Below are 18,130 nucleotides of genomic sequence, written 5' to 3' on the forward strand. Positions count from 1 at the left end.
CGGCGGCGCCCCCCCATTTCGCGCGGCCCCCCCCCCCCCCGCGGGGCCCCCCCCCCCGGAGTTTGACCTCACGATGAGCGCCACGCCATGACCTATGCGTTCGATTTCAGCGGCTTCGGCCTCTATGCGGGGATGCTCGCGCGCGGCGTCGCCGTGACCTTGGGGCTGACGGCCGTCTCGACTTTGCTCGGCGGGATCGTCGGCATTGCCGGTGCGAGCGCGGCGGTGGCCGGGCCGAAATGGGCGCGCTGGGTGGTGGCGAGTTATGTGGAGCTGATCCGCAACACGCCGTTCATCGTGCAGTTGTTCTTCGTGTTCTTCGGCTTGCCGAGCCTCGGCATTCATATCGATGAAGTGCAGGCCGCGATTCTCGCCATGACCGTCAATCTCGGCGCTTACGCCATCGAGATCGTGCGCGCCGGCATCGATTCGATTTCACGTGGTCAGGTGCAGGCGGCGCAGGCGCTCGGTCTGCATGGGCGCCAGGTGTTTCGCTTCATCGTGCTGCCGCAGGCCATCGCCAACGTGTTTCCCGCGTTGCTGAGCCAGGTGCTGATCGTGATGCTCGGCTCGGCGGTGGTCTCGCAGATCTCGGTGCCCGATCTCACCTATGCGGCCAACTTCATCCAGTCGCGCAACTTCCGCTCGTTCGAGAGTTACCTGATCATCACCGCGACGTATCTGGTGCTGTCCATCGTGTTGCGGCAAATCCTCAACCGGCTCGGTCGCGGTCTGTTCGCCGGCCGTGTGGCGCGCGGCAACGAAAGCGCCCCGCGCAACTGGCGCAATCGCCTGATGTGGCGCGGCGCCCGCACTCTGCCCACGGAGCGTTGATCATGGTCGAATTCACGCTGTGGGATATCGCCCGCAATCTGTTGCTCGCCGCCCGCTGGACGGTGCTGCTGTCGTTGATCGCGTTCGTCGGCGGCGGCATTGTCGGGCTGATTCTGCTCGCGATGCGCGTGTCGCCGATCGCCTGGCTGCGCCGCATCGTCGTGGTCTACGTGGAAGTGTTTCAGGGCACGCCGCTGCTAATGCAACTCTTCCTGGCGTTTTTCGGTTTGCCGCTGCTCGGCGTCGATGTGTCGCCGTGGGTCGCGGCCACCGTCACCTTGACGCTGTACACGAGCGCGTATCTGGTCGATATCTGGCGCGGCTGTGTGGAAGCCGTGCCGCGCGGTCAGTGGGCCGCGGGCGCGAGTCTCGGCATGACGTTCGGCCAGCAGTTGCGCTATATCGTGTGGCCGCAGGCGCGGAAAATCGCGGTGGCGCCGACGGTCGGGTTTCTCGTGCAAGTGGTGAAAAGCACCGCGCTCGCATCGATCATCGGCTTCACCGAATTGACCAAGACCGGCAGCATGATCACCAACGCCGCGTTCCGCCCGTTCCCGATCTACGGCATGGTCGCGATGATCTACTTCGCGATGTGCTTTCCGCTGACGTGGTACGCGCGGGCGCTGGAAAAGCGGCAGAAGGTGGGCCAGCATCGGTGAGCTTCGCTGCGGCGCGTGAATGAAGAAAAGCGGCAACCGTGTTGAGCGGTTGCCGTTTCTTTTTGTTGCTCGCCTTGCAGGACTAGCGAGCCGCGTGCGTCGACTTGCGCAGCTTCGCCACGTCGTCTGCCGTCACCGCCGGCGCGCCGTTGTTCCACCCGGCCCGCACGAAAGTGAGCACATCCGCGATCTGCTGGTCGTTGAGCACCGGCGCGTACTTCGGCATCGGATACGGCGCGGGAATGCCGCCGATCACCAGGTCCTCGGTGCCGTTCAGCGTCACGTTGATCAGCGACGATGGATCCTTCTCAAGCACGTTCGGATTGCCGGACAACGGCGCCAGCATCGGCGCGAAGCCGCGTCCATCGACACCGTGGCAGTGCATGCAATACGCCGTATAGACGCGCGCGCCGGCATCGTTCGCGGGACGGTTCAACGACACCTTCGTCGCCTGCGGGTCGTACTTATAAGGCGGGGCACCGCTGCCGCCCGCCGGCGGTAGCGACTTCAGATACGTCGACATGGCGGCGATGTCCGTGTCGTTCATGCCCTGCGTGCTGTTGTTGATCACGCTGGTCATCGAACCGAACGCCGAGGCATGACGATTCGCGCCGGTCTTCAGAAACGCCTGCAGGTCCTGATCGTTCCAGCGGCCCAGACCGACGTTGTGCTCGCCGGTGAGGTTGGCCGCGAACCAGCCGTCGAGCAGGCCACCGGTCAGGAACGCGCTGCCGCTTTCATCGAGCGCCTTCTCCTGGAACGCGATGCCGCGCGGCGTGTGGCACGACCCGCAATGCCCGAGCCCCTGAATCAGATAGGCGCCGCGATTCCACGCCACGTCCTTGCCCGGCTTGTCCTGATAGACGCCCTTCTCCAGGAACACCATGTTCCAGAACTTCAACGGCCAGCGCATGTTCATCGGCCACTTAATGTCGGGCTCGCGATTCGCCTGCTGCACCGGCGCCACGCCGCTCATGAAATACGCGTACAGCGCCTTCATGTCGTCGTCGTTGACCTTCGCGTACGACGGATACGGCATCGCCGGATAGAGGTTGTGGCCGTCTTTCGCGACGCCTTCGCGCATCGCCCGCGCAAAGTCCTCTTCCGTATAGCCGCCGATGCCGGTCTGCCGGTCGGGCGTGATGTTGGTGGTGTAGATCTGGCCCATCGGCGTGGTCATCGGCAGGCCGCCCGCGAACGGCTTGCCTTTGGGCGCCGTGTGACAGGCGACGCAATCGCCGAGCTTCGCCACATAAGCGCCGCGTTGCACCAACGCTGAATCTGCCGCCCGCGCGGGAGTCTGTGCCAAGAACGGCAGCGTCACGCACAACGCCGCACCGAAACCCTTCAGAGTGTTTTTCATGTCGGGCTCCGGTCAGGCGGTTTGCAGTTGGCTGCCGACCGGCAATTGCCGCAGCCGCTTGCCGGTGGCCGCATAAATCGCGTTGGTCAGCGCGGGCGCGAGCGCCGCCGTGCCGGGTTCGCCGATACCGCCGGGCGCCTCGCCGCTCTTCACGATATGCACCTCGATGGGCGGCGTCTGATCGATCCGCAGCATCCGGTAGTCGGTGAAGTTGTTCTGCTCGACGCGGCCGTCCTTGATCGTGATCTCGCTATAAAGCGCCGCCGTGATGCCGAAGATGATGCCGCCCTGCACCTGCGCTTCGATCGTGTTCGGATTGACCACCATGCCGCAATCGACCGCGCACACCACGTGCTTGACCGCCACCTCGCCGTGATCCACCGCGACGTCCACGACGATCGCAAAGAAGCTGCCGAACGCATGCATGACCGACACGCCGCGCCCTTGCCCCTTCGGCAGCGCGCTGCCCCAGTTCGCCGCCTGGGTGGCGACGTTGAGCACGTTCAACGCGCGCGGGGTTTTGCCGAGCAGATCCTGACGGTATTTGACGGGATCGACTTTGGCCTGCGCCGCGAGTTCGTCGATGAAACTCTCCACCACGAAGGTGCCGCGCGTCGGTCCCACGCCGCGCCAGAATGCGGTGGGCACCGCGTGCGGTTCCTGGCGGACGTAATCGATCAACTGGTTGGGCAGGTCGTACGGCAGATCCGACGCGACTTCGACCGCATCCGGATCGATGCCGTTCTTGAAGGCAGGCGGTGCAAAACGCGCCAATATCGAGGAGCCGACAATCCGATGCTGCCACGCGACCGGTTTACCATTCGCGTCCAGTCCCGCTGAGATCTTGTCGTAGTAATACGGGCGGTACATGTCGTGCTGAATGTCTTCCTCGCGCGTCCAGACGACCTTCACCGGCGTCGGCACTTGCTTCGCGACCTTCACGGCCTGCGTGACCATATCGAACTCGAGCCGCCGGCCGAAGCCGCCGCCGATCAGATGGTTGTGCACGACGATCTTGTCGGCCGGCAAGCCCGTGACCGCCGCGGCGGCATCCACCACGCGCGTCGGCACCTGCGAGCCGAGCCAGACATCGCAACCGTCGGGGCGCACGTGGACTGTGCAGTTGATCGGCTCCATGGTGGCGTGCGCGAGGAACGGCTGCTGATACACGGCATCGACGCGCGTCTTCGCATTGGAGAAAGCATTGCCGACGTCGCCGTCCTTGCGCGCCACCGCGCCGTTGCGCTGCGAGGCGTTGGCGAGATCGTCGACGATCTGCTTCATCGACAGAGTCGCGCCCGCGCCCTCGTTCCACTTGATGACGAGCGCCTGCACGCCGCGTTTGGCGGCCCACGTATGGTCGCCGATCACCGCGACGGCGTTGTCGATCTTCACGACCTGGCGCACGCCGGGGATTTTTTTCGCGTGGGTGTCGTCGACGCTGGCGAGCGTGCCGCCGAACACCGGGCAGTTCGCAATCGCTGCGTAGACCATGTCGGGCACGCGCACGTCGAGCCCGAACATCGCGGTGCCGTCCACTTTCTCCGGCGAATCGAGGCGCCTGGCCGCCGTGCCGATCAGCTTGAAGTCCTTCGGGTCCTTGAGCTTGACGTCTTGCGGCGCGGGCAGACCGGCGGCCACGGTCACCAGTTGGCCATAGCCGATGCTGCGCTTGCTGGCCTCGTGAATCACCTGCCCGGCCTGCGCATGGCAGCTTGCCGGATCGACCTGCCATTGCTGCGCGGCCGCGCTGATCAGCATGGTACGCGCGGTGGCGCCCGCTTTACGCATCGGCTCCCACGCATAGCGGATCGACGTCGAGCCGCCCGTGAGCTGGCCGCCGAGCAGCGGGTCCATGAAGAGCTTTTCATTCGGCGGCGCGTGATCGATGGTGACCGCGTCGAGCGGCACTTCGAGTTCTTCGGCGATCAGCATCGGAATCGACGTGTAGACGCCCTGGCCCATCTCCACCTTCGGAATCACGAGCGTGACCTTGCCCGCGGTATCGATCTGAATGAACGCGTTCGGCGCGAACACGCCGCTTTGCGGCGTTTCGACACCGTCGCCGCCGATCACCGATTTGCCGGCCTTCTGATCCTGGCTGGCGGCCGGCATGCTGAAGCCGAGCAACAGGCCACCGCCTGCCGCCGCGCCCACCGTCACACCGAATTTCAGAAAGGTGCGGCGTGAAAAGCCACCTGCGGCGCGTGCGCCGTGCTGTGCATCGAGCAATCCTTGGGACATGTCATGCCCCCTTTGCGGCTTGCTTGATCGCCGCGCGGATGCGGTTATAGGTCCCACAGCGGCAGATATTGCCGGCCATGGCGGCGTCGATGTCGGCATCGGTAGGATTGGGGTTGCTCGCCAGCAGCGAAGCCGCTGACATCACCTGTCCCGACTGACAGTAGCCGCATTGCACCACGTCCAGTTGGCGCCAGGCCTGCTGCACTTTCTGACCGGCCGGCGTGCTGCCCACCGCTTCGATCGTGGTGATCTTCCGGTCGCCGACAGCCGCCGCCGGCAACACGCACGAGCGCACCGCCACACCGTCGAGGTGCACCGTGCAGGCGCCGCATTGCGCGATGCCGCAACCGAACTTCGTGCCGGTCAGACCGACCAGATCGCGCAAGACCCACAGCAGGGGCATGTCGGGCGGCGCGTCGACGGTGTGCGTCTGGCCATTGATATTCAGCGTTGTCATTGAGCGGCTCCGAGTGGGGATTATTGTTTATCAGGCTGTTTAGACAGAGACGTCGAACCAAAACGTAAAGACTCGCCGCGTTTATTCGACAAGCCGGACTAATACGCGCTGCGGCTTTCCGGTCGATGAAAACGGCGGTTAATGCATGGGCGCGAACGCGCCGATACTGACCGGCGAATTGTAGACGCGCATTAAAAAGTTCGCCTCGAACCTGCATGCCGCCGGCCGGCTCGAAGAATTTCGCCGGGGCCGATCGCGCGGCTGAAAGCTGTTTTTAATCGGCGGGAGACTATCCGCGCATCGGCCCGAGGGGCCGGCCTTTATACGATCAGTGAATCTTGTTGAATCAATGCCGGGCGATTTTGTTAGCATGGATCCGGTCTGACTGACTATCCGAAGGAGCAGCACACATGAACGACTCGCAATGCACTCAATTCCTCTCGGACATTCGCCGACCGCTTTTGGCGCTGCACAAAGCCATTCTCGATCACGAGCGTGCCGTGTACGAAAAGGAATTCGGCCCGGTCACGCCGGCGGCTTTCCTGCAGGTGCTCATCAACGGTTCGGGGTTCCGCTGGCTCACGCCGCTCTCGACGGTCATTGCGAACGTCGACGAAATTCTCGACGATAAGGAAGCCGAAGCCGCCGACCGCACCGCCGCGGCCGAAGCGGTAATGGGACTGTTCTCGCCCGACCAGCCAAACAATGCTTTTCTGCCGCGCTATCTGCCGCTATTGCAGGCCGATCCGGCGATCCTGCATCAGCATGGTCAGGTGTCGCAATTGTTGCGCGGGATTGAATCGAAGTAGCCGGTTGCGCGCGGCTTCGTGTGCTCGCGTGGTGCGGGTTCGGGCCGCGCTTTGATTGCGCTTTGATTGCGCTTTGATTGCGCTTTGATTGCGATTCGCTGTCGGCGGATCGCGAGCGCGGTGCGCAGCGTTCATGCCACCTCGGCTCCCGAATTTCCTCACCATCGGAAAGCGCGTGTTTCGATCGAGCGGGACTCGTCTGCATGATGGCCGCACGGCGGCGGCGTTGACGATTACCAGGCATTTTTGAATGCGGCCAACACAACGAGGCCTTATTTCATGCCAATTTATGCGCGATTCGTAAGAGTGCGTGTTGCGTGGACGGTTCGTTATGCCGTTGAAACGAGTGCGCGATCAAGCCACGATTGAATTTGCCTGGCTTTGCTGAATAAAACAAAGGTGAGCTTCTGCGGGAGGCGTGCGGAGCAGGCTACGAAAAGCCGGTCAGCATGCTTCACGAAGCCCTGCTAAGGTAAGCAGACTTTCTTGCGACGCTCATCGCTATGCAAAACTGGCCGCTCCCCGAAAGCTATACCTTCCGCGATCAAGCCGTGCGCTTCAACGTGACCGGCAATGGTCCGCCGCTGGTGCTGGTTCATGGCACGCCGTTTTCTTCGTATGTGTGGCACCGCATCGCCCCGCATCTCGCGCAGACGCGCACCGTCTATTACTACGATCTGCTCGGCTATGGACAATCCGAACAGCGCGACGGCCAGGACGTCTCGCTCGGCGTGCAGAATGGTTTGCTGGCGGAATTGCTCGCGCATTGGCAACTGAAAAGCCCGGATGTCATCGCGCACGATTTCGGCGGCGCGACTTCATTGCGCGCGCATCTGATCGATGGCTGCGACTACCGCAGCCTCACGCTGATCGATCCGGTGGCGGTCGCGCCATGGGGTTCGCCGTTCGTGCGGCATGTGCGCGAACACGGTGACGCGTTTGCCGGACTGCCGCCCTACATTCACGAAGCGGTGGTGAAAGCATACGTGCGCGGCGCGATCGCGCGCGAGATTCCGGACGACGAACTCGCGCCCTATGTGATGCCCTGGCTCGGTGCAACCGGCCAGCCCGCGTTTTACCGGCAGATCGCGCAAATGGATCAGCGCTACACCGACGAGGTCGAAGCGCGCTATCCGCAGCTACGCTGTCCGGTGCAAATTCTGTGGGGCGAAGAGGACCAGTGGATTCCGCTGGCGCGCGGCCGTCAACTGGCCGCGGCCATAACGGAAGCGCGCTTTCAGGTGGTGCCGAAAGCCGGCCACCTGATGCAGGAAGACGCGCCGGAAGCGATCGTTGCCGCGGCGCTGCTGTGGCTGGATTAAGGGTGTACGATTAGCCGCGTCCTTGCGGCAGGTACGGCATGGGGTCGATCGGCTTGCCGTCGCGGCGCAATTCAAAGCCCACGGAAACGCGCGAATTGTTTTCGTCGCCCATCTCGGCGATCTGCTGTCCTTGCACGACGATATCGCCGATTTTGACCAGCAGCTTGCGGTTGTGCGAGTAGGCGGTCAGAAAGTCCTTGTTGTGCTGGACGATGATCAGGCTGCCGTAGCTGTTCAGGCCCGTGCCGGCGTACATCACCTTGCCGTCGGCCGCGGCCCGCACCGGATCGCCCGGCTTGCCGCCAATTTCGATGCCGCGCGTTTCGCCCGGCTGGAAGCCTTCGACCACGCGCCCGCCCGCGGGCCAGGCTAGTGATACGCGGTTCGCGTGCCGCGCGGTTTGCTGCGCCACTTCGCGTGCTTCAGCGGCACTGAGCGTGGGCGACTGTACGGACTGCGCGGACTGCGACGCTGACGCTGACGCTGACGGCGACGCTGACGCTGACGGCGTCGCCCCCGGCGTGGAGGCCGGCGCCGCCTGCCGCGCCGCAACCGAAGCCGCCGGCGCGGACGCCGCCGCGGCCTTCGCCGCCGCATTGGCCGCGTTCACCGCCCGCACCATTTCCGGCGACGCGACGTGCAGCACCTGTCCCGACTTCAAGCGCGAGGACGCCTTCAATCCATTCCAGGCCTGCAACTGCTTCACGCTGCAATGATGATGCTGGGCGATGCGCGCCAGGGTGTCGCCACGCTTGACGCGATACACCAGCGGCGGCGATTTCTTGAGCAGCTCGCTCTGGTCGGGGGTAATGCCGGGCGGGGCGGCTGCCGTCGCATCGGATGCCGGCGCGCTTGCCGCCGGCACGCTGGACGCGGCCGCCGCGCCTGTCTGCGCGCCCTGTTGGCCCACATTCGCACAACCGCCGACCGCCAGCGCAACCCATACGCCAGCCAGACCCGCCATCGTTGTTCTGTCGAAGCGCTTTCCCATCTTGTTCGACTCCTGCCTCGTTCATTGGCGAGCCGGATGCCGCCTTGTCGCGTGCGATGCGCGCGCCCGGACGGCGCGCTGCGTTCCCCTGCGACACGGCAAAGCCGCCTCGTGCGGCGCTCACCCATGCCCTGCCGACCAACCCAACCCTCGCCTTCACAAGCTGACGGATCCCCGGACGCGTACATGCCGCCCGCCAAAACAGCCGATCTTCCGCGAAAAGGGCCAGACTGCCGATTAAAATTCAAGCGGAATTGTAAAGTGCGTTTTATAAAAAACGCGTCAACCCACACACTCTGATACAAACCTTACGCACGGTATTGCGAACATCGTTGCGCGTGCAACGTGTACGGTGGCGGCGCGTGCCCTCAGGCATCTGCGTGGCCGCCGCAAGTCCGTCATTACCGCACTGCGTTTTCATGTGCCGCTGGCGGATCAGCCTGCGCGTCTGCACGCCATGCAAGACGCACGCATGTCGAAGCCCAGGCAAGCGCACGGTAACGTTTGCATTAACGGCAGACTGGCGTCGAAACTTGAATTACCAGCGGCGGCGGTGGTTGGCGTGGAGTAAGAATCGCGTCGGCGCGCGAACGGAGCGGCGTCCGTCCGGGTCGATGGAACGAAGCTAGCTGTAGTACTGCCCCTGGTACTTCACGTAGCCGACCGGATGATGCGTGAAGTGCAGCACCGGCAGAACGGGATTGCGATTGTCTTCGGTGGGATAGGCACTGGCGTCGGGGATGTATTCGCCTTGCGCTTCGATTGGCTGCCCTGCCTGCAAATTGGGGATCTCGTGCGCGAGGCCCTCGTTGTCGCCGAAACGCACGGCGACGAAGACCTCGGTGCCCAAGAGATTTTCCGTACCGCCTTCGAACTTCACGACCGTATCGATCTTGATGATGAAGTGCTGGTGATTGGCGCCGTTGTGATTCTCCGGGCTGGCGAACACCTTGCTGATCGTGCCTTGCACGCAGGCCAGCGGCGCGCCCAGCGAATAAACATAACTATGATGCGGAAGGATCTGCGTCGCGCGATTGCTCATGAAGTCTCCGTGAAAGGAATCTGTCTTGCCTACGGCGAAACGTAAGGCGCGCCGCGAGCCGGCAGCGGCGCGATACCATTTGAGCGGACCGTGGCGCGCGAGTTCATTGCGCGCCGTTCGTAGCAACCATCTTGCATGGGACCAGAGTAAGTGCTTTGTACCAACACTGGTCGATAGGAGACACGATGACTGATCCTGCCCAGGCGCAAATCATCAGCGCCCACATCGCGCGCGACTGGCGCGAGGTTTACGCTTTCACCTCGGATCCGGCGGTATTTCCTGAGTGGGCATCAGGGTTGGGCCGGCCGTTGGGCCATGACGGTGCGACATGGTATTTCGAAGGCAGTGAAGGCACGACGACCGTGCGCTTTTCCGCGCCGAACGAGTATGGCGTGCTCGACCACTACGTTCTGTTGCCCGACGGTAGCGAGATCTATATACCGCTGCGGGTGATCGCGAACGGCAGCGGCTGCGATGTGCAATTCACGCTGTTTCGCGTGCCCGGCATGACGGACGAGAAATTTGCCGCCGACGCGCAATGGGTCGAGCGGGATTTGCGCAAGCTGAAGGCGTTGATCGAAGATCGCGATTGACGTACATACGCGCGCGGCCTTGCCGGTTTTTGCCCACGCTGCTGCTGCGCATAACCCCCGCGCGTAAAAAGAAACCGGCGCCCTTAACGAAAGAGCACCGGTTTCTTTGAACGCTGCCCGGCGCCTGATAGCAAGCACCAGAAGTGCGGCTCGAGTTTAGCGCAGCGCTTTCACCGCATCCGCCGTCACATCAGCAGGCTGGCCGCCCCACGTCGCGCGCAGATAATTGGCAAGCTGCGCAAGTTCCGCGTCGCTGAGTTGCGTGGAGAAGCCCGGCATATCCTGCATCCGTTCGAGGCCCGGAAAATCCTGCGCGCCGATGCCGTCGAGCATCGCCACGATCAGATTGTGGGCATCGCCTTGACGCAGCGTCGAATTGCCATGCATCGGCACGGCGACATGCGGCTTGCCTTCGCCGGTCAGACCATGACAGCCCGCACACACGGCGAGATACACGTTGCGCCCTGCTTCGAGCTGAGCGGCATCCGCGGAAACCGACTGCAGCGGTTGCGGCGCGGGCGCCTGATCGCCGAGCAGATAGGTCGACATGGCGCGCAAGTCGTCGTGCGTCATGTACTGGCTGCTCAGATGCACCACGGGGTACATCTCGCCGAACGCCGAGCCCTGCGGCGCGATGCCGGTGGCGAAGAACGTCTGCAGGTCGGCCGCGGTCCAGCCGCGCGCCGCGAGACCGTGCGGCGTGATATCCGGCGCCGCGATCCGGCCGAGTGCCGCGCCGGTCAGCGGCTTCGCGCCGTCGAGTTGGCCGAACGTGCCGCGCGGCGTGTGACACTCGGCGCAATGGCCGAGCGCGCTCGCCAGATAGCGGCCGCGATTCCACTCCGCTGACGTACCGGAGGAGGTCCCGGCCGATGCATCCGGCAACGAGTCCTTCAGGAACGCCCAGTTCCAGAAACGCACACCGAAACGCATGTTGAACGGGAACGACAGCTCGGGCTCGTGATTCGCCACCGCGGCCGGTTTCTGCGCCATCAGGTACGCGTAGATCGCATCGCTGTCCGCGCGCGACAACTGACGGTACGACGTGTACGGCATCGCCGGATAAAGTTGCTTGTCGGGCGTGACGCCGTCCTGCAGCGCCTTGTACAGATCGTCCGCGCTCCAGTTGCCGATTCCGTGGTCCTTATCCGGCGTGATGTTGGTGCCGTAGAAGGTGCCGAACGGCGAAGCGAGCTTCACGCCACCGGCGAATGGCGCGCCGTCGGCGGAGGTGTGGCAGGCGGCACAATCGGCGGCCTTGACGAGGTAGCGGCCGCGCGCGAGCGGATCGGCGGCGGTGGATTGCGGTCCCAATGCGGCGGCGGCGGCCAGCGCGCCGGAGTCGTCGTGCTTGCTGCAAGCGCTCAGCGCGAGCGCCGTGCCGAGCAGTAGCAGCGCGCGGCGCAAGATCATCGGGCGGCTCATCATGCGGCATCCTTTACGAGGCCCGGCGTCGTCAGCACGACTTCCTTCACGGCTTCGTAATAGCGCACGTAGCCCGTACAGCGGCAGATGTGATCGTTCAACGCTTCCGTAATCGTGGCCTCGACCTTGTCTTTGGCAACCGGCTCACGCTTCAGGCGTTCGATCAACACGGTCGCCGCATTGACGAAGCCCGGCGTGCAGTAGCCGCACTGAAAACTGAAGTGCTCGAGAAACTTCTGCTGGATCGCCGACAGTTCGACGACCTCGCCCGCTTCGTTGCGCTTCGCGTGGCCTTCGATCGTGCGAATGGACTTGCCGTGAAAAAAATTCGCGCCGGTGATGCAGGTGCGCACTTCTTCGCTGGTGCCGTCCGGTTTATCGACGATCACCACGCACGCGTGGCAGATGCCCTGGCCGCAGCCGAGGCGCGAGCCGGTCAGGTGCAGGTACTCGTGCAGGTAGTCGATCATCATCAGCCCGGCAGGCACATCCGTCGGGCCGACGATCTCGCCGTTCACCTTGATCGACAGCGGCATCGAACGGAAATGCGTCAGCGGACGCTCGACCGCGGCGGCAGCAGGCGCGCTCGCGGCGACGGCGGCCGAAGCCGCGGCAGCGGCGCTCGCGGAACCGGCAGGAGAGCCGCTTGCAGAAGCTGCGGAAGCGCCACTTGCAGCGGCAGCGCTCACCGCACCACTAGCGCGGTTAGCGTTGATTTGATTGGCGGCCGTCATGCGAGCACCTCCTGAATACGTTGCGGGGTGACCGGCAGGTCAGTAAAGCGATGTCCGATCGCGTGCGCGATGCCATTCACAATGGCGCCGACCACGGGAATCATCACCACTTCGGCGATGCCCTTCGGCGGATCGGTCTCGGTCAGCGGCGGCAGCACTTCGCCGGTCTGGGTCCAGACCGCGACGTCCGTGGCGCGCGGCAAGTGGTATCGATTGAAGTTCCACGTGCCGTTGCCGGGGCCGTCTTCATAGAGCGGCAGATATTCATGCAGCGCGTGGCCGATGCCCATCGCCAGACCGCCTTGCAACTGGCCCGACACGAGTTGCGGCGAGATCTGATTGCCGCACTCCATGATCGAGTGATGCGCGAGCAGATCGACCTTGCCGCTCGCTTCATGCACCGACAGTTCCACCAGCGTGCCGACCGCGCTGTAATACGTCACGGCCGCGTTGTTGCGCTGAACCGGCGGAATGAACACGCGCTGACGATCCAGCACGCGGTAACGATTCGGCGTGGTCTGCATCTTCTGCTTGTCGGCCGACGCGTTGTCGCCATAGCGCACGGCGAGCCCGTCAAGCGGCCAACGCTCCACGCCGCCGTCGATCTCGAAGTCCGCTTCGGTCCATTGCCAGCGGTTGAACACGTGCACGGTCGCGCCGGTCACGAGTCCGAGTTCGTGCGCCTTCTTTGCGAGCTGTTCGAACGGCAGCGCTTCGAGGCCTGCCGCGGAGAGCTTGCCGTCGACCCAGCGCGCGTCTTCGATACGCACCACCAGCGGCGCGGCCTGACCGCCGCCGATGCCCTGGCTCCAGACCGACATCGCCGCGGGCCACAAGCCATGCGCGAACACCACGCGCGCCGCTTCACGCGTGCTGTGCGTGAAGTAGTAAGCGGAATTCGTCGCGCTCGACGGCGATGCGTAGCCCGGCGACCAGCGCGGATTCGCCGCGAGCCTGTCCTGATCCGCTTGGGACATCATGTACGGATCGCCGCTGGTGACGACCGGCAGATCGGGCCAGTCGGTGATGGCGACATGCACGTCGGTGGCCGGCTTGCCGAGCCATTTCGCCACCGCGACGGCCTGCGAGGTCGACATGCCGGTGCCGATTTCGGCGGCCGTATGGTGCAGGCTGATCTTGCCGTCGGCGCTGAATTCGACCTTCGCGAACGAAGTCTCCGCGCCGGTGCCGAAGTCCTTCTGCACGCACGCGAAGCCGACGCCGTAGCGCTTGCCCGGATGCGCCGCTTCGAACTCGCCCTTGCGCTTCGCGCGGTTCGTCCACAGCGGATGCACACGGGCCTTGTTCAACACGTCGTCGACGCGAATCGCGCCGGCCGGCACCGCGCCTTGCGTGTTCTTCATGCCGGAGCGCAGCGCGTTTTTCAGGCGGAACTCGATCGGATCGAGTTCGAGCTGCGCGGCGATTTCGTCGACCATCATCTCGGTCGCGGCCATGCTCTGCAGCGTGCCGTAGCCGCGTGCGGAACCGGCGTCGATTGCTCGCGATGCAATCGCCACCGCCGACAGATCGTTCTTCGGGAAGTAGTAGATCGACTGCGCGGCCGTCGCGCCGACCATCGCCACCGACGGCGAGAAGTTGCAGCGCCCGCCACCGTTCGCTTCCATCTCCGCCTTGAACGATTGCAGCAATCCGGTCTTCCGGTCGACGGCGATGCGGTAGTTCATCTTGAACGCATGCCGCTTCAACGAGGTCTGGAATTGCTCATAGCGATCGTTGGCGAGACGCACGGGACGTCCGTCGGCATACATCGCGCAGACGAGGCCGTAGAACGGCACATTGAAGTGATCCTTGGAACCGTAGCCCACCGTGTAGCACGGGTGGATGAACAGGTGCTTGACCGGGAACGTGCACTTCGCAACCATCTCGGTGGCGCTGTCTGCGACCTCGGACGGCGCCTGGGTCGGCACCACCATATGCAGCGATTGCGTCGCCGCGTCGTACCAGCAGTTCGCGTTGTCGGGCTCGAGCGCGGCCGTGTCGATCGACTGCGTGTTGTACTCGCGCTGCATCACCAACCAGTCCGCCGACGGCTGATCCAATTCCTGCTGGATCCGCGCGGCGTGGTACATGCCCTGCTCGTCGAGCTTGCCGTGTTCGACGCCGTCCGGCCACACCGGCTGGTGCTTGCGCATCATGCTCGGGAAAACGGGTGCGTCTTTCAGACTGGAGAAGGTGTCGTCGTCGTACGGCGTCTTGCCGCCAACGCGCACGAAGCGGAACGTGCCCCACGGATCGCGTTCGGGCGCGCCGGTTTGCGCGCCGTAACGGATGATCTGATCCTGGAACTTCAGCTTGTCTTTCGCGAAGCGGAAGCGCGCGAAGTCGTGATAGATCAGGATTGCCACCGCCTGGCCGAGATACGCGGGCGTCTTGCCCGGCGGCAGCAGCATGTCGTCGCCATAGAAGGCTGGGAAGATCAGGCCGTCGCGCGCCAGATCGGCAGCGGTGATCACGCGGTCCGGCTTCAGTTCGTCGCCGAGCAGCGTCAGGTCGAACCCTTCGTAGCTGCGGTCGGCTTGCGTCGTGCGCAGAATGAAGGCGTGCGATTGCTGCTGCGGCCAGTGCGGCATGTCGGCGGCGCGCATGTCGCGCGCGAACACTTTCGAGCCGGTTACCTTGGCAATGCCGTCGATGCGGAATCTGGCCTGACCGTTGGCCGCATCCCACTGCACCGGCGTCAGGATTTTTTCTTCGAACAACGCAGCGAATGCGCGGCTGCCCATCGGCGCGATATACACCGACACACCCGCCAACACGCTGGCCTTCAGAAAACTACGACGCGAAAGGTCGAGTTTCCCCATGGACTTCTCCTTTAGTGAATACGGCGGCAACCCGGCTGCAGGGGACTTCCGTCGAGCGTCGGCAGAAAGACGCGGGCACGGACCGTCACACGCGCGTGGCCGCGTGCGTGCGGGCACGCGACGAACCTGCGCTGAACGGCTGTCACCACGAGGGAGGTGTTCGAACCGCGGACGCTATCTAACGCCCGGGCGTACCGGCGACCTGCGACGACCACCACTTCGGTCGTGCCGCAGTCGATCTGATTGACCTTGAACTACCGTGAGTTGCCTTTCCTCGCCCCACAGAGGGCAAGGGGCGGGATTATCGCGCTGATTCGGCGTGGGGTGCGTCAAATTTTGTGCCCTATCTCGTAAATAACGAATCTGGTATAGACCGCTATATTCGCGGGTTTACAGCGGGTTTTGACGATTTTTTTACTTTTTGATCAGCATGCCGAACTATGCGTGCACGATCGTGATGCCCAACGCCTCGAACGGCTTGGTCAACGCCTCGTCCGTATTCGTTTCGACGACGATCGTGCTCGCCGCCGTCACATCCGCGATCTTGTACGGCGAGGCCGCATTGAGTTTTTCCGCCGACGCCAGCACCACCGTCTCCGCCGCGTGTTCCGCGAACGCGCGTTTCACGTACGCCTCTTCCCTATCGCCGGTGCTCAGGCCCGCTTGCGGATGCACGCCGGTCACGCCCATGAAATACAGGTCCGCGCGAATGTGGCTGAGCGCTTCGATCGCCGCGGCGCCGACGTTGACCATCGAATGCCTGAACAGGCGGCCGCCGATCATGACGACCTCGAGCTCGGCGTGCTCGGCGAGTTCGACGGCGATGCTCGGGCTATGTGTGACGATCGTCGCCCGCAAGTCACGCGGCAGATGACGCGCCAGTTGCACCGCGGTCGTGCCGCCGTCGACGAACGCAATCTGGCCGTGCGCGATCATGCCCGCCGCCGCCCGGCCGATCGCCGCCTTCGACGCCGACTCGATACGCTCGCGCCCGGCGAAATCCACCGCCGCCGGCGACGCCGGCAGTGCACCGCCATGCACGCGCTGAAGCTGGCCTTCGGCGGCGAGTTCGCGCAGATCGCGGCGAATCGTGTCCTCGGAGACCTCGAATTCGGCGCTCAAGGTTTTGGCGACCACTTGCCCGTTGCGCTTGAGCGCCTCGAGTATCAACTGCTTTCTTTGCGATGTGAGCACGGCGGCGTCCTTACCGGGTTCCGGCGATTTGCACGAAATTACTTGTTTTTGCACGATATCGCACGATACCATGATTCGCATGCGGGGCGAACCGCGTTTCCCTACAGGACAGGATGCGAGCCATGAACGAAATCGCCGGGCGGGTCAGGATTGTCGACGTCGAGGTGCTGTCGGACGACTGGTACGTGCTGAAAAAAACCACCTTCGATTTCCAGCGCGCCGACGGCAGCTGGCAACGCCAGAGCCGCGAAACCTACGACCGCGGCAACGGCGCGACGCTGCTGCTCTACGAACCGCACCAGCGTACGGTTGTGCTGACACGGCAATTCCGCCTGCCGGCGTTCGTCAACGGTCATCACGGCATGCTGATCGAGACGCCGGCCGGACTGCTGGAGACCGCGTCGCCGGAAGAGCGGATTCGCGCGGAAGTCGAAGAAGAAACCGGCTACCGCGTGCACGACGTCCGCAAGGTATTCGAGGCCTTCATGAGCCCGGGTTCGGTCACGGAGAAACTGCACTTTTTCGTCGCTGAATACGATGCGGTGGCGAAAGTCGGCGCAGGCGGCGGCCTCGCCGACGAAGGTGAGGATATCGAGGTGCTGGAACTGCCCGTGGAAGAAGCGCTGGCGATGATCGAGCGCGGCGAAATCGTCGACGGAAAGACCATCATGCTGTTGCAGTACGCCCGGCTGAATCTGTTCGGCACGTAGTTCAAACGTGGCGAGTTTCCGCGCTTTTCGGACTCATCCTATCCGGCATTAGGAAAAGGACGATAGGTTGGACAAGGCAATAAAAATATTCTTACGTACCCATTGAGGTCGACCGGCGCCGCAGTCAAGGCGGCGCCGGTTTATCGAATGGAAACCCTTTCCGTCAGAATATTTTTAATTCGCCGCTTTTATAAGGCGGCGGGTAAAGCCGAGGTTCAAATGGATTCTCTCAGTTCCGCAAACCGATTCATGAACGGTTTTTTCTTCGGCACCCTGATTGCCGCCGTCATCATGGTGCTCCTGTGCAATGCCGGCGAATTTTCGCCATTCATGGCCAAACTGCATGCGCTGGAACAGGTTATCGTGACCGCGCTGATTTCCATCGTGATCGTCGACGCAAAACCGTTGGCCTATAAAACCGTGTGGCGCGAGCGCCGCTGCAGCTTCGTCCTCGATGAGGACATCAACGCCACCCTGCGTGGCCGGACGGCCGGCATTCCGTTCGGCGTGATCGTCGGCATTCTGTTTCAGAATTACGTGATGAATTGAGGGTTAATCCGGTTTAATTCGCCGCTCGATATTAACCATCTTCAATACGCGCGCCTTGTGATAATCCGTTATCCAGGGCGCGCGATTCGTTTACCTCTTCCCTTTCCCGCTGCGGGTTGATCGAATAGCCGGTCAGCTGATCAATGCCCGCCGCGTTCGCTGTCCAGATCGCCGCTGTTCGAGCGCGGCGAGCTCGTCGAAGTGCTGACGGACTGGAAAGCGCCGCCGCTGCCGGTGTCGGTGGTCTTTCCACACGGGCGGCATCTGGCGCCGCGGGCGCGGATTTTTATCGATTGGGTGGCGGAGTTGCTCGGCACGAGAGCGTCCGCCACGGCAACGCCGAAAAACAAACCGCCACGCCGTACGGCTAAGTAAAGTG

16 protein-coding genes and 1 pseudogene are annotated in these 18,130 nt (G+C 63.4%); 8 read left to right on the top strand and 9 right to left on the bottom strand.

The features are described 5' to 3' along the window. Positions 1-87: 87 nt before the first annotated feature. On the top strand, positions 88-834 hold the full coding sequence (locus PQR32_RS27650; protein ID WP_408234388.1) for an amino acid ABC transporter permease: 747 nt from the start codon (positions 88-90) through the stop codon (positions 832-834). Between the two features lie 2 nt (positions 835-836). Continuing rightward, positions 837-1,493: an amino acid ABC transporter permease gene (locus tag PQR32_RS27655; protein WP_408234391.1), complete on the top strand. Its 657-nt coding sequence runs from the start codon at positions 837-839 to the stop codon at positions 1,491-1,493. 82 nt (positions 1,494-1,575) lie between these two features. On the opposite strand, the gene PQR32_RS27660 is transcribed toward PQR32_RS27655, so the two are convergent. Genes PQR32_RS27660 through PQR32_RS27670 form a run of 3 tightly spaced genes read right to left on the bottom strand, consistent with a single transcriptional unit; the run spans position 1,576 to position 5,557 of the window. Beyond that, a complete protein-coding gene (locus PQR32_RS27660) occupies positions 1,576-2,856 on the bottom strand; it encodes a c-type cytochrome (RefSeq protein ID WP_408234394.1) in 1,281 nt (426 codons plus the stop codon). Positions 2,857-2,868: 12 nt separating this feature from the next. Next, positions 2,869-5,100: a xanthine dehydrogenase family protein molybdopterin-binding subunit gene (locus PQR32_RS27665; RefSeq protein WP_408234397.1), complete on the bottom strand. Its 2,232-nt coding sequence runs from the start codon at positions 5,098-5,100 to the stop codon at positions 2,869-2,871. A 1-nt stretch (position 5,101) separates the two neighbouring features. Then, the gene (locus tag PQR32_RS27670) at positions 5,102-5,557 is read right to left on the bottom strand and encodes a (2Fe-2S)-binding protein (protein WP_007177017.1); all 456 of its coding nucleotides are present in this window, start codon (positions 5,555-5,557) and stop codon (positions 5,102-5,104) included. 410 nt (positions 5,558-5,967) lie between these two features. Here PQR32_RS27670 and PQR32_RS27675 point away from each other — a divergent pair, with 410 nt between their 5' ends. Next, complete coding sequence (locus PQR32_RS27675) at positions 5,968-6,366, top strand: hypothetical protein (protein WP_408234400.1); 399 nt, start codon at positions 5,968-5,970, stop codon at positions 6,364-6,366. A gap of 503 nt (positions 6,367-6,869) precedes the next feature. Next, entirely contained in the window at positions 6,870-7,688 is an 819-nt protein-coding gene (locus PQR32_RS27680; RefSeq protein WP_408234403.1) for an alpha/beta fold hydrolase, read from the top strand. 10 nt (positions 7,689-7,698) lie between these two features. Here PQR32_RS27680 and PQR32_RS27685 read toward each other — a convergent pair whose 3' ends face one another. Both PQR32_RS27685 and PQR32_RS27690 read right to left on the bottom strand, forming a co-directional pair. Continuing rightward, the gene (locus PQR32_RS27685; protein WP_408234405.1) at positions 7,699-8,679 is read right to left on the bottom strand and encodes a peptidoglycan DD-metalloendopeptidase family protein; all 981 of its coding nucleotides are present in this window, start codon (positions 8,677-8,679) and stop codon (positions 7,699-7,701) included. Positions 8,680-9,304: 625 nt separating this feature from the next. Next, positions 9,305-9,721, bottom strand: a complete 417-nt coding sequence (locus PQR32_RS27690; RefSeq protein WP_408234408.1) for a hypothetical protein — start codon at positions 9,719-9,721, stop codon at positions 9,305-9,307. Between the two features lie 185 nt (positions 9,722-9,906). Here PQR32_RS27690 and PQR32_RS27695 point away from each other — a divergent pair, with 185 nt between their 5' ends. Then, positions 9,907-10,314 carry an SRPBCC family protein gene (locus PQR32_RS27695; RefSeq protein ID WP_408234411.1) on the top strand — a complete coding sequence of 136 codons (408 nt, stop codon included), beginning with the start codon at positions 9,907-9,909 and terminating at the stop codon, positions 10,312-10,314. Between the two features lie 156 nt (positions 10,315-10,470). Here PQR32_RS27695 and PQR32_RS27700 read toward each other — a convergent pair whose 3' ends face one another. The 4 genes from PQR32_RS27700 to PQR32_RS27715 form a co-directional block, all read right to left on the bottom strand. Further along, positions 10,471-11,742: a c-type cytochrome gene (locus PQR32_RS27700; RefSeq protein ID WP_408234413.1), complete on the bottom strand. Its 1,272-nt coding sequence runs from the start codon at positions 11,740-11,742 to the stop codon at positions 10,471-10,473. Beyond that, a complete protein-coding gene (locus PQR32_RS27705; protein ID WP_408234415.1) occupies positions 11,739-12,473 on the bottom strand; it encodes a (2Fe-2S)-binding protein in 735 nt (244 codons plus the stop codon). Before PQR32_RS27705 ends, PQR32_RS27700 begins: the two co-directional genes overlap by 4 nt. Further along, on the bottom strand, positions 12,470-15,298 hold the full coding sequence (locus PQR32_RS27710; RefSeq protein ID WP_408234418.1) for a xanthine dehydrogenase family protein molybdopterin-binding subunit: 2,829 nt from the start codon (positions 15,296-15,298) through the stop codon (positions 12,470-12,472). The genes PQR32_RS27705 and PQR32_RS27710 overlap by 4 nt, the downstream gene beginning before the upstream one ends. A 438-nt stretch (positions 15,299-15,736) precedes the next feature. Further along, on the bottom strand, positions 15,737-16,564 hold the full coding sequence (locus tag PQR32_RS27715) for a DeoR/GlpR family DNA-binding transcription regulator (protein WP_408234641.1): 828 nt from the start codon (positions 16,562-16,564) through the stop codon (positions 15,737-15,739). A gap of 50 nt (positions 16,565-16,614) precedes the next feature. On the opposite strand from PQR32_RS27715, the gene PQR32_RS27720 reads away from it, so the two are divergent. From PQR32_RS27720 to PQR32_RS27730, 3 genes and pseudogenes are all read left to right on the top strand, one after another. Continuing rightward, positions 16,615-17,202, top strand: coding sequence for an NUDIX domain-containing protein (locus tag PQR32_RS27720; protein ID WP_408234421.1), 588 nt, complete (start codon positions 16,615-16,617; stop codon positions 17,200-17,202). A gap of 219 nt (positions 17,203-17,421) precedes the next feature. Then, positions 17,422-17,751, top strand: coding sequence for a hypothetical protein (locus PQR32_RS27725; protein WP_408234644.1), 330 nt, complete (start codon positions 17,422-17,424; stop codon positions 17,749-17,751). A 168-nt stretch (positions 17,752-17,919) separates the two neighbouring features. Continuing rightward, a pseudogene (locus PQR32_RS27730) lies at positions 17,920-18,126 on the top strand (hypothetical protein); the annotation flags it as partial. Positions 18,127-18,130: the final 4 nt, after the last annotated feature.

The sequence above is a fragment of the Paraburkholderia dipogonis genome (genome assembly GCF_046027395.1).
Lineage (GTDB): Bacteria > Pseudomonadota > Gammaproteobacteria > Burkholderiales > Burkholderiaceae > Paraburkholderia > Paraburkholderia dipogonis_A.

Coding starts and splice junctions, on each gene's coding strand:
- PQR32_RS27690 (WP_408234408.1), bottom strand. CDS start 9,721: ATGAGCAATCGCGCGACGCAGATCCTTCCGCATCATAGTTATGTTTAT.
- PQR32_RS27695 (WP_408234411.1), top strand. CDS start 9,907: ATGACTGATCCTGCCCAGGCGCAAATCATCAGCGCCCACATCGCGCGC.
- PQR32_RS27675 (WP_408234400.1), top strand. CDS start 5,968: ATGAACGACTCGCAATGCACTCAATTCCTCTCGGACATTCGCCGACCG.
- PQR32_RS27700 (WP_408234413.1), bottom strand. CDS start 11,742: ATGATGAGCCGCCCGATGATCTTGCGCCGCGCGCTGCTACTGCTCGGC.
- PQR32_RS27680 (WP_408234403.1), top strand. CDS start 6,870: ATGCAAAACTGGCCGCTCCCCGAAAGCTATACCTTCCGCGATCAAGCC.
- PQR32_RS27665 (WP_408234397.1), bottom strand. CDS start 5,100: ATGTCCCAAGGATTGCTCGATGCACAGCACGGCGCACGCGCCGCAGGT.
- PQR32_RS27650 (WP_408234388.1), top strand. CDS start 88: ATGACCTATGCGTTCGATTTCAGCGGCTTCGGCCTCTATGCGGGGATG.
- PQR32_RS27705 (WP_408234415.1), bottom strand. CDS start 12,473: ATGACGGCCGCCAATCAAATCAACGCTAACCGCGCTAGTGGTGCGGTG.
- PQR32_RS27725 (WP_408234644.1), top strand. CDS start 17,422: ATGGATTCTCTCAGTTCCGCAAACCGATTCATGAACGGTTTTTTCTTC.
- PQR32_RS27660 (WP_408234394.1), bottom strand. CDS start 2,856: ATGAAAAACACTCTGAAGGGTTTCGGTGCGGCGTTGTGCGTGACGCTG.
- PQR32_RS27720 (WP_408234421.1), top strand. CDS start 16,615: ATGAACGAAATCGCCGGGCGGGTCAGGATTGTCGACGTCGAGGTGCTG.
- PQR32_RS27710 (WP_408234418.1), bottom strand. CDS start 15,298: ATGGGGAAACTCGACCTTTCGCGTCGTAGTTTTCTGAAGGCCAGCGTG.
- PQR32_RS27685 (WP_408234405.1), bottom strand. CDS start 8,679: ATGGGAAAGCGCTTCGACAGAACAACGATGGCGGGTCTGGCTGGCGTA.
- PQR32_RS27715 (WP_408234641.1), bottom strand. CDS start 16,564: ATGGTATCGTGCGATATCGTGCAAAAACAAGTAATTTCGTGCAAATCG.
- PQR32_RS27655 (WP_408234391.1), top strand. CDS start 837: ATGGTCGAATTCACGCTGTGGGATATCGCCCGCAATCTGTTGCTCGCC.
- PQR32_RS27670 (WP_007177017.1), bottom strand. CDS start 5,557: ATGACAACGCTGAATATCAATGGCCAGACGCACACCGTCGACGCGCCG.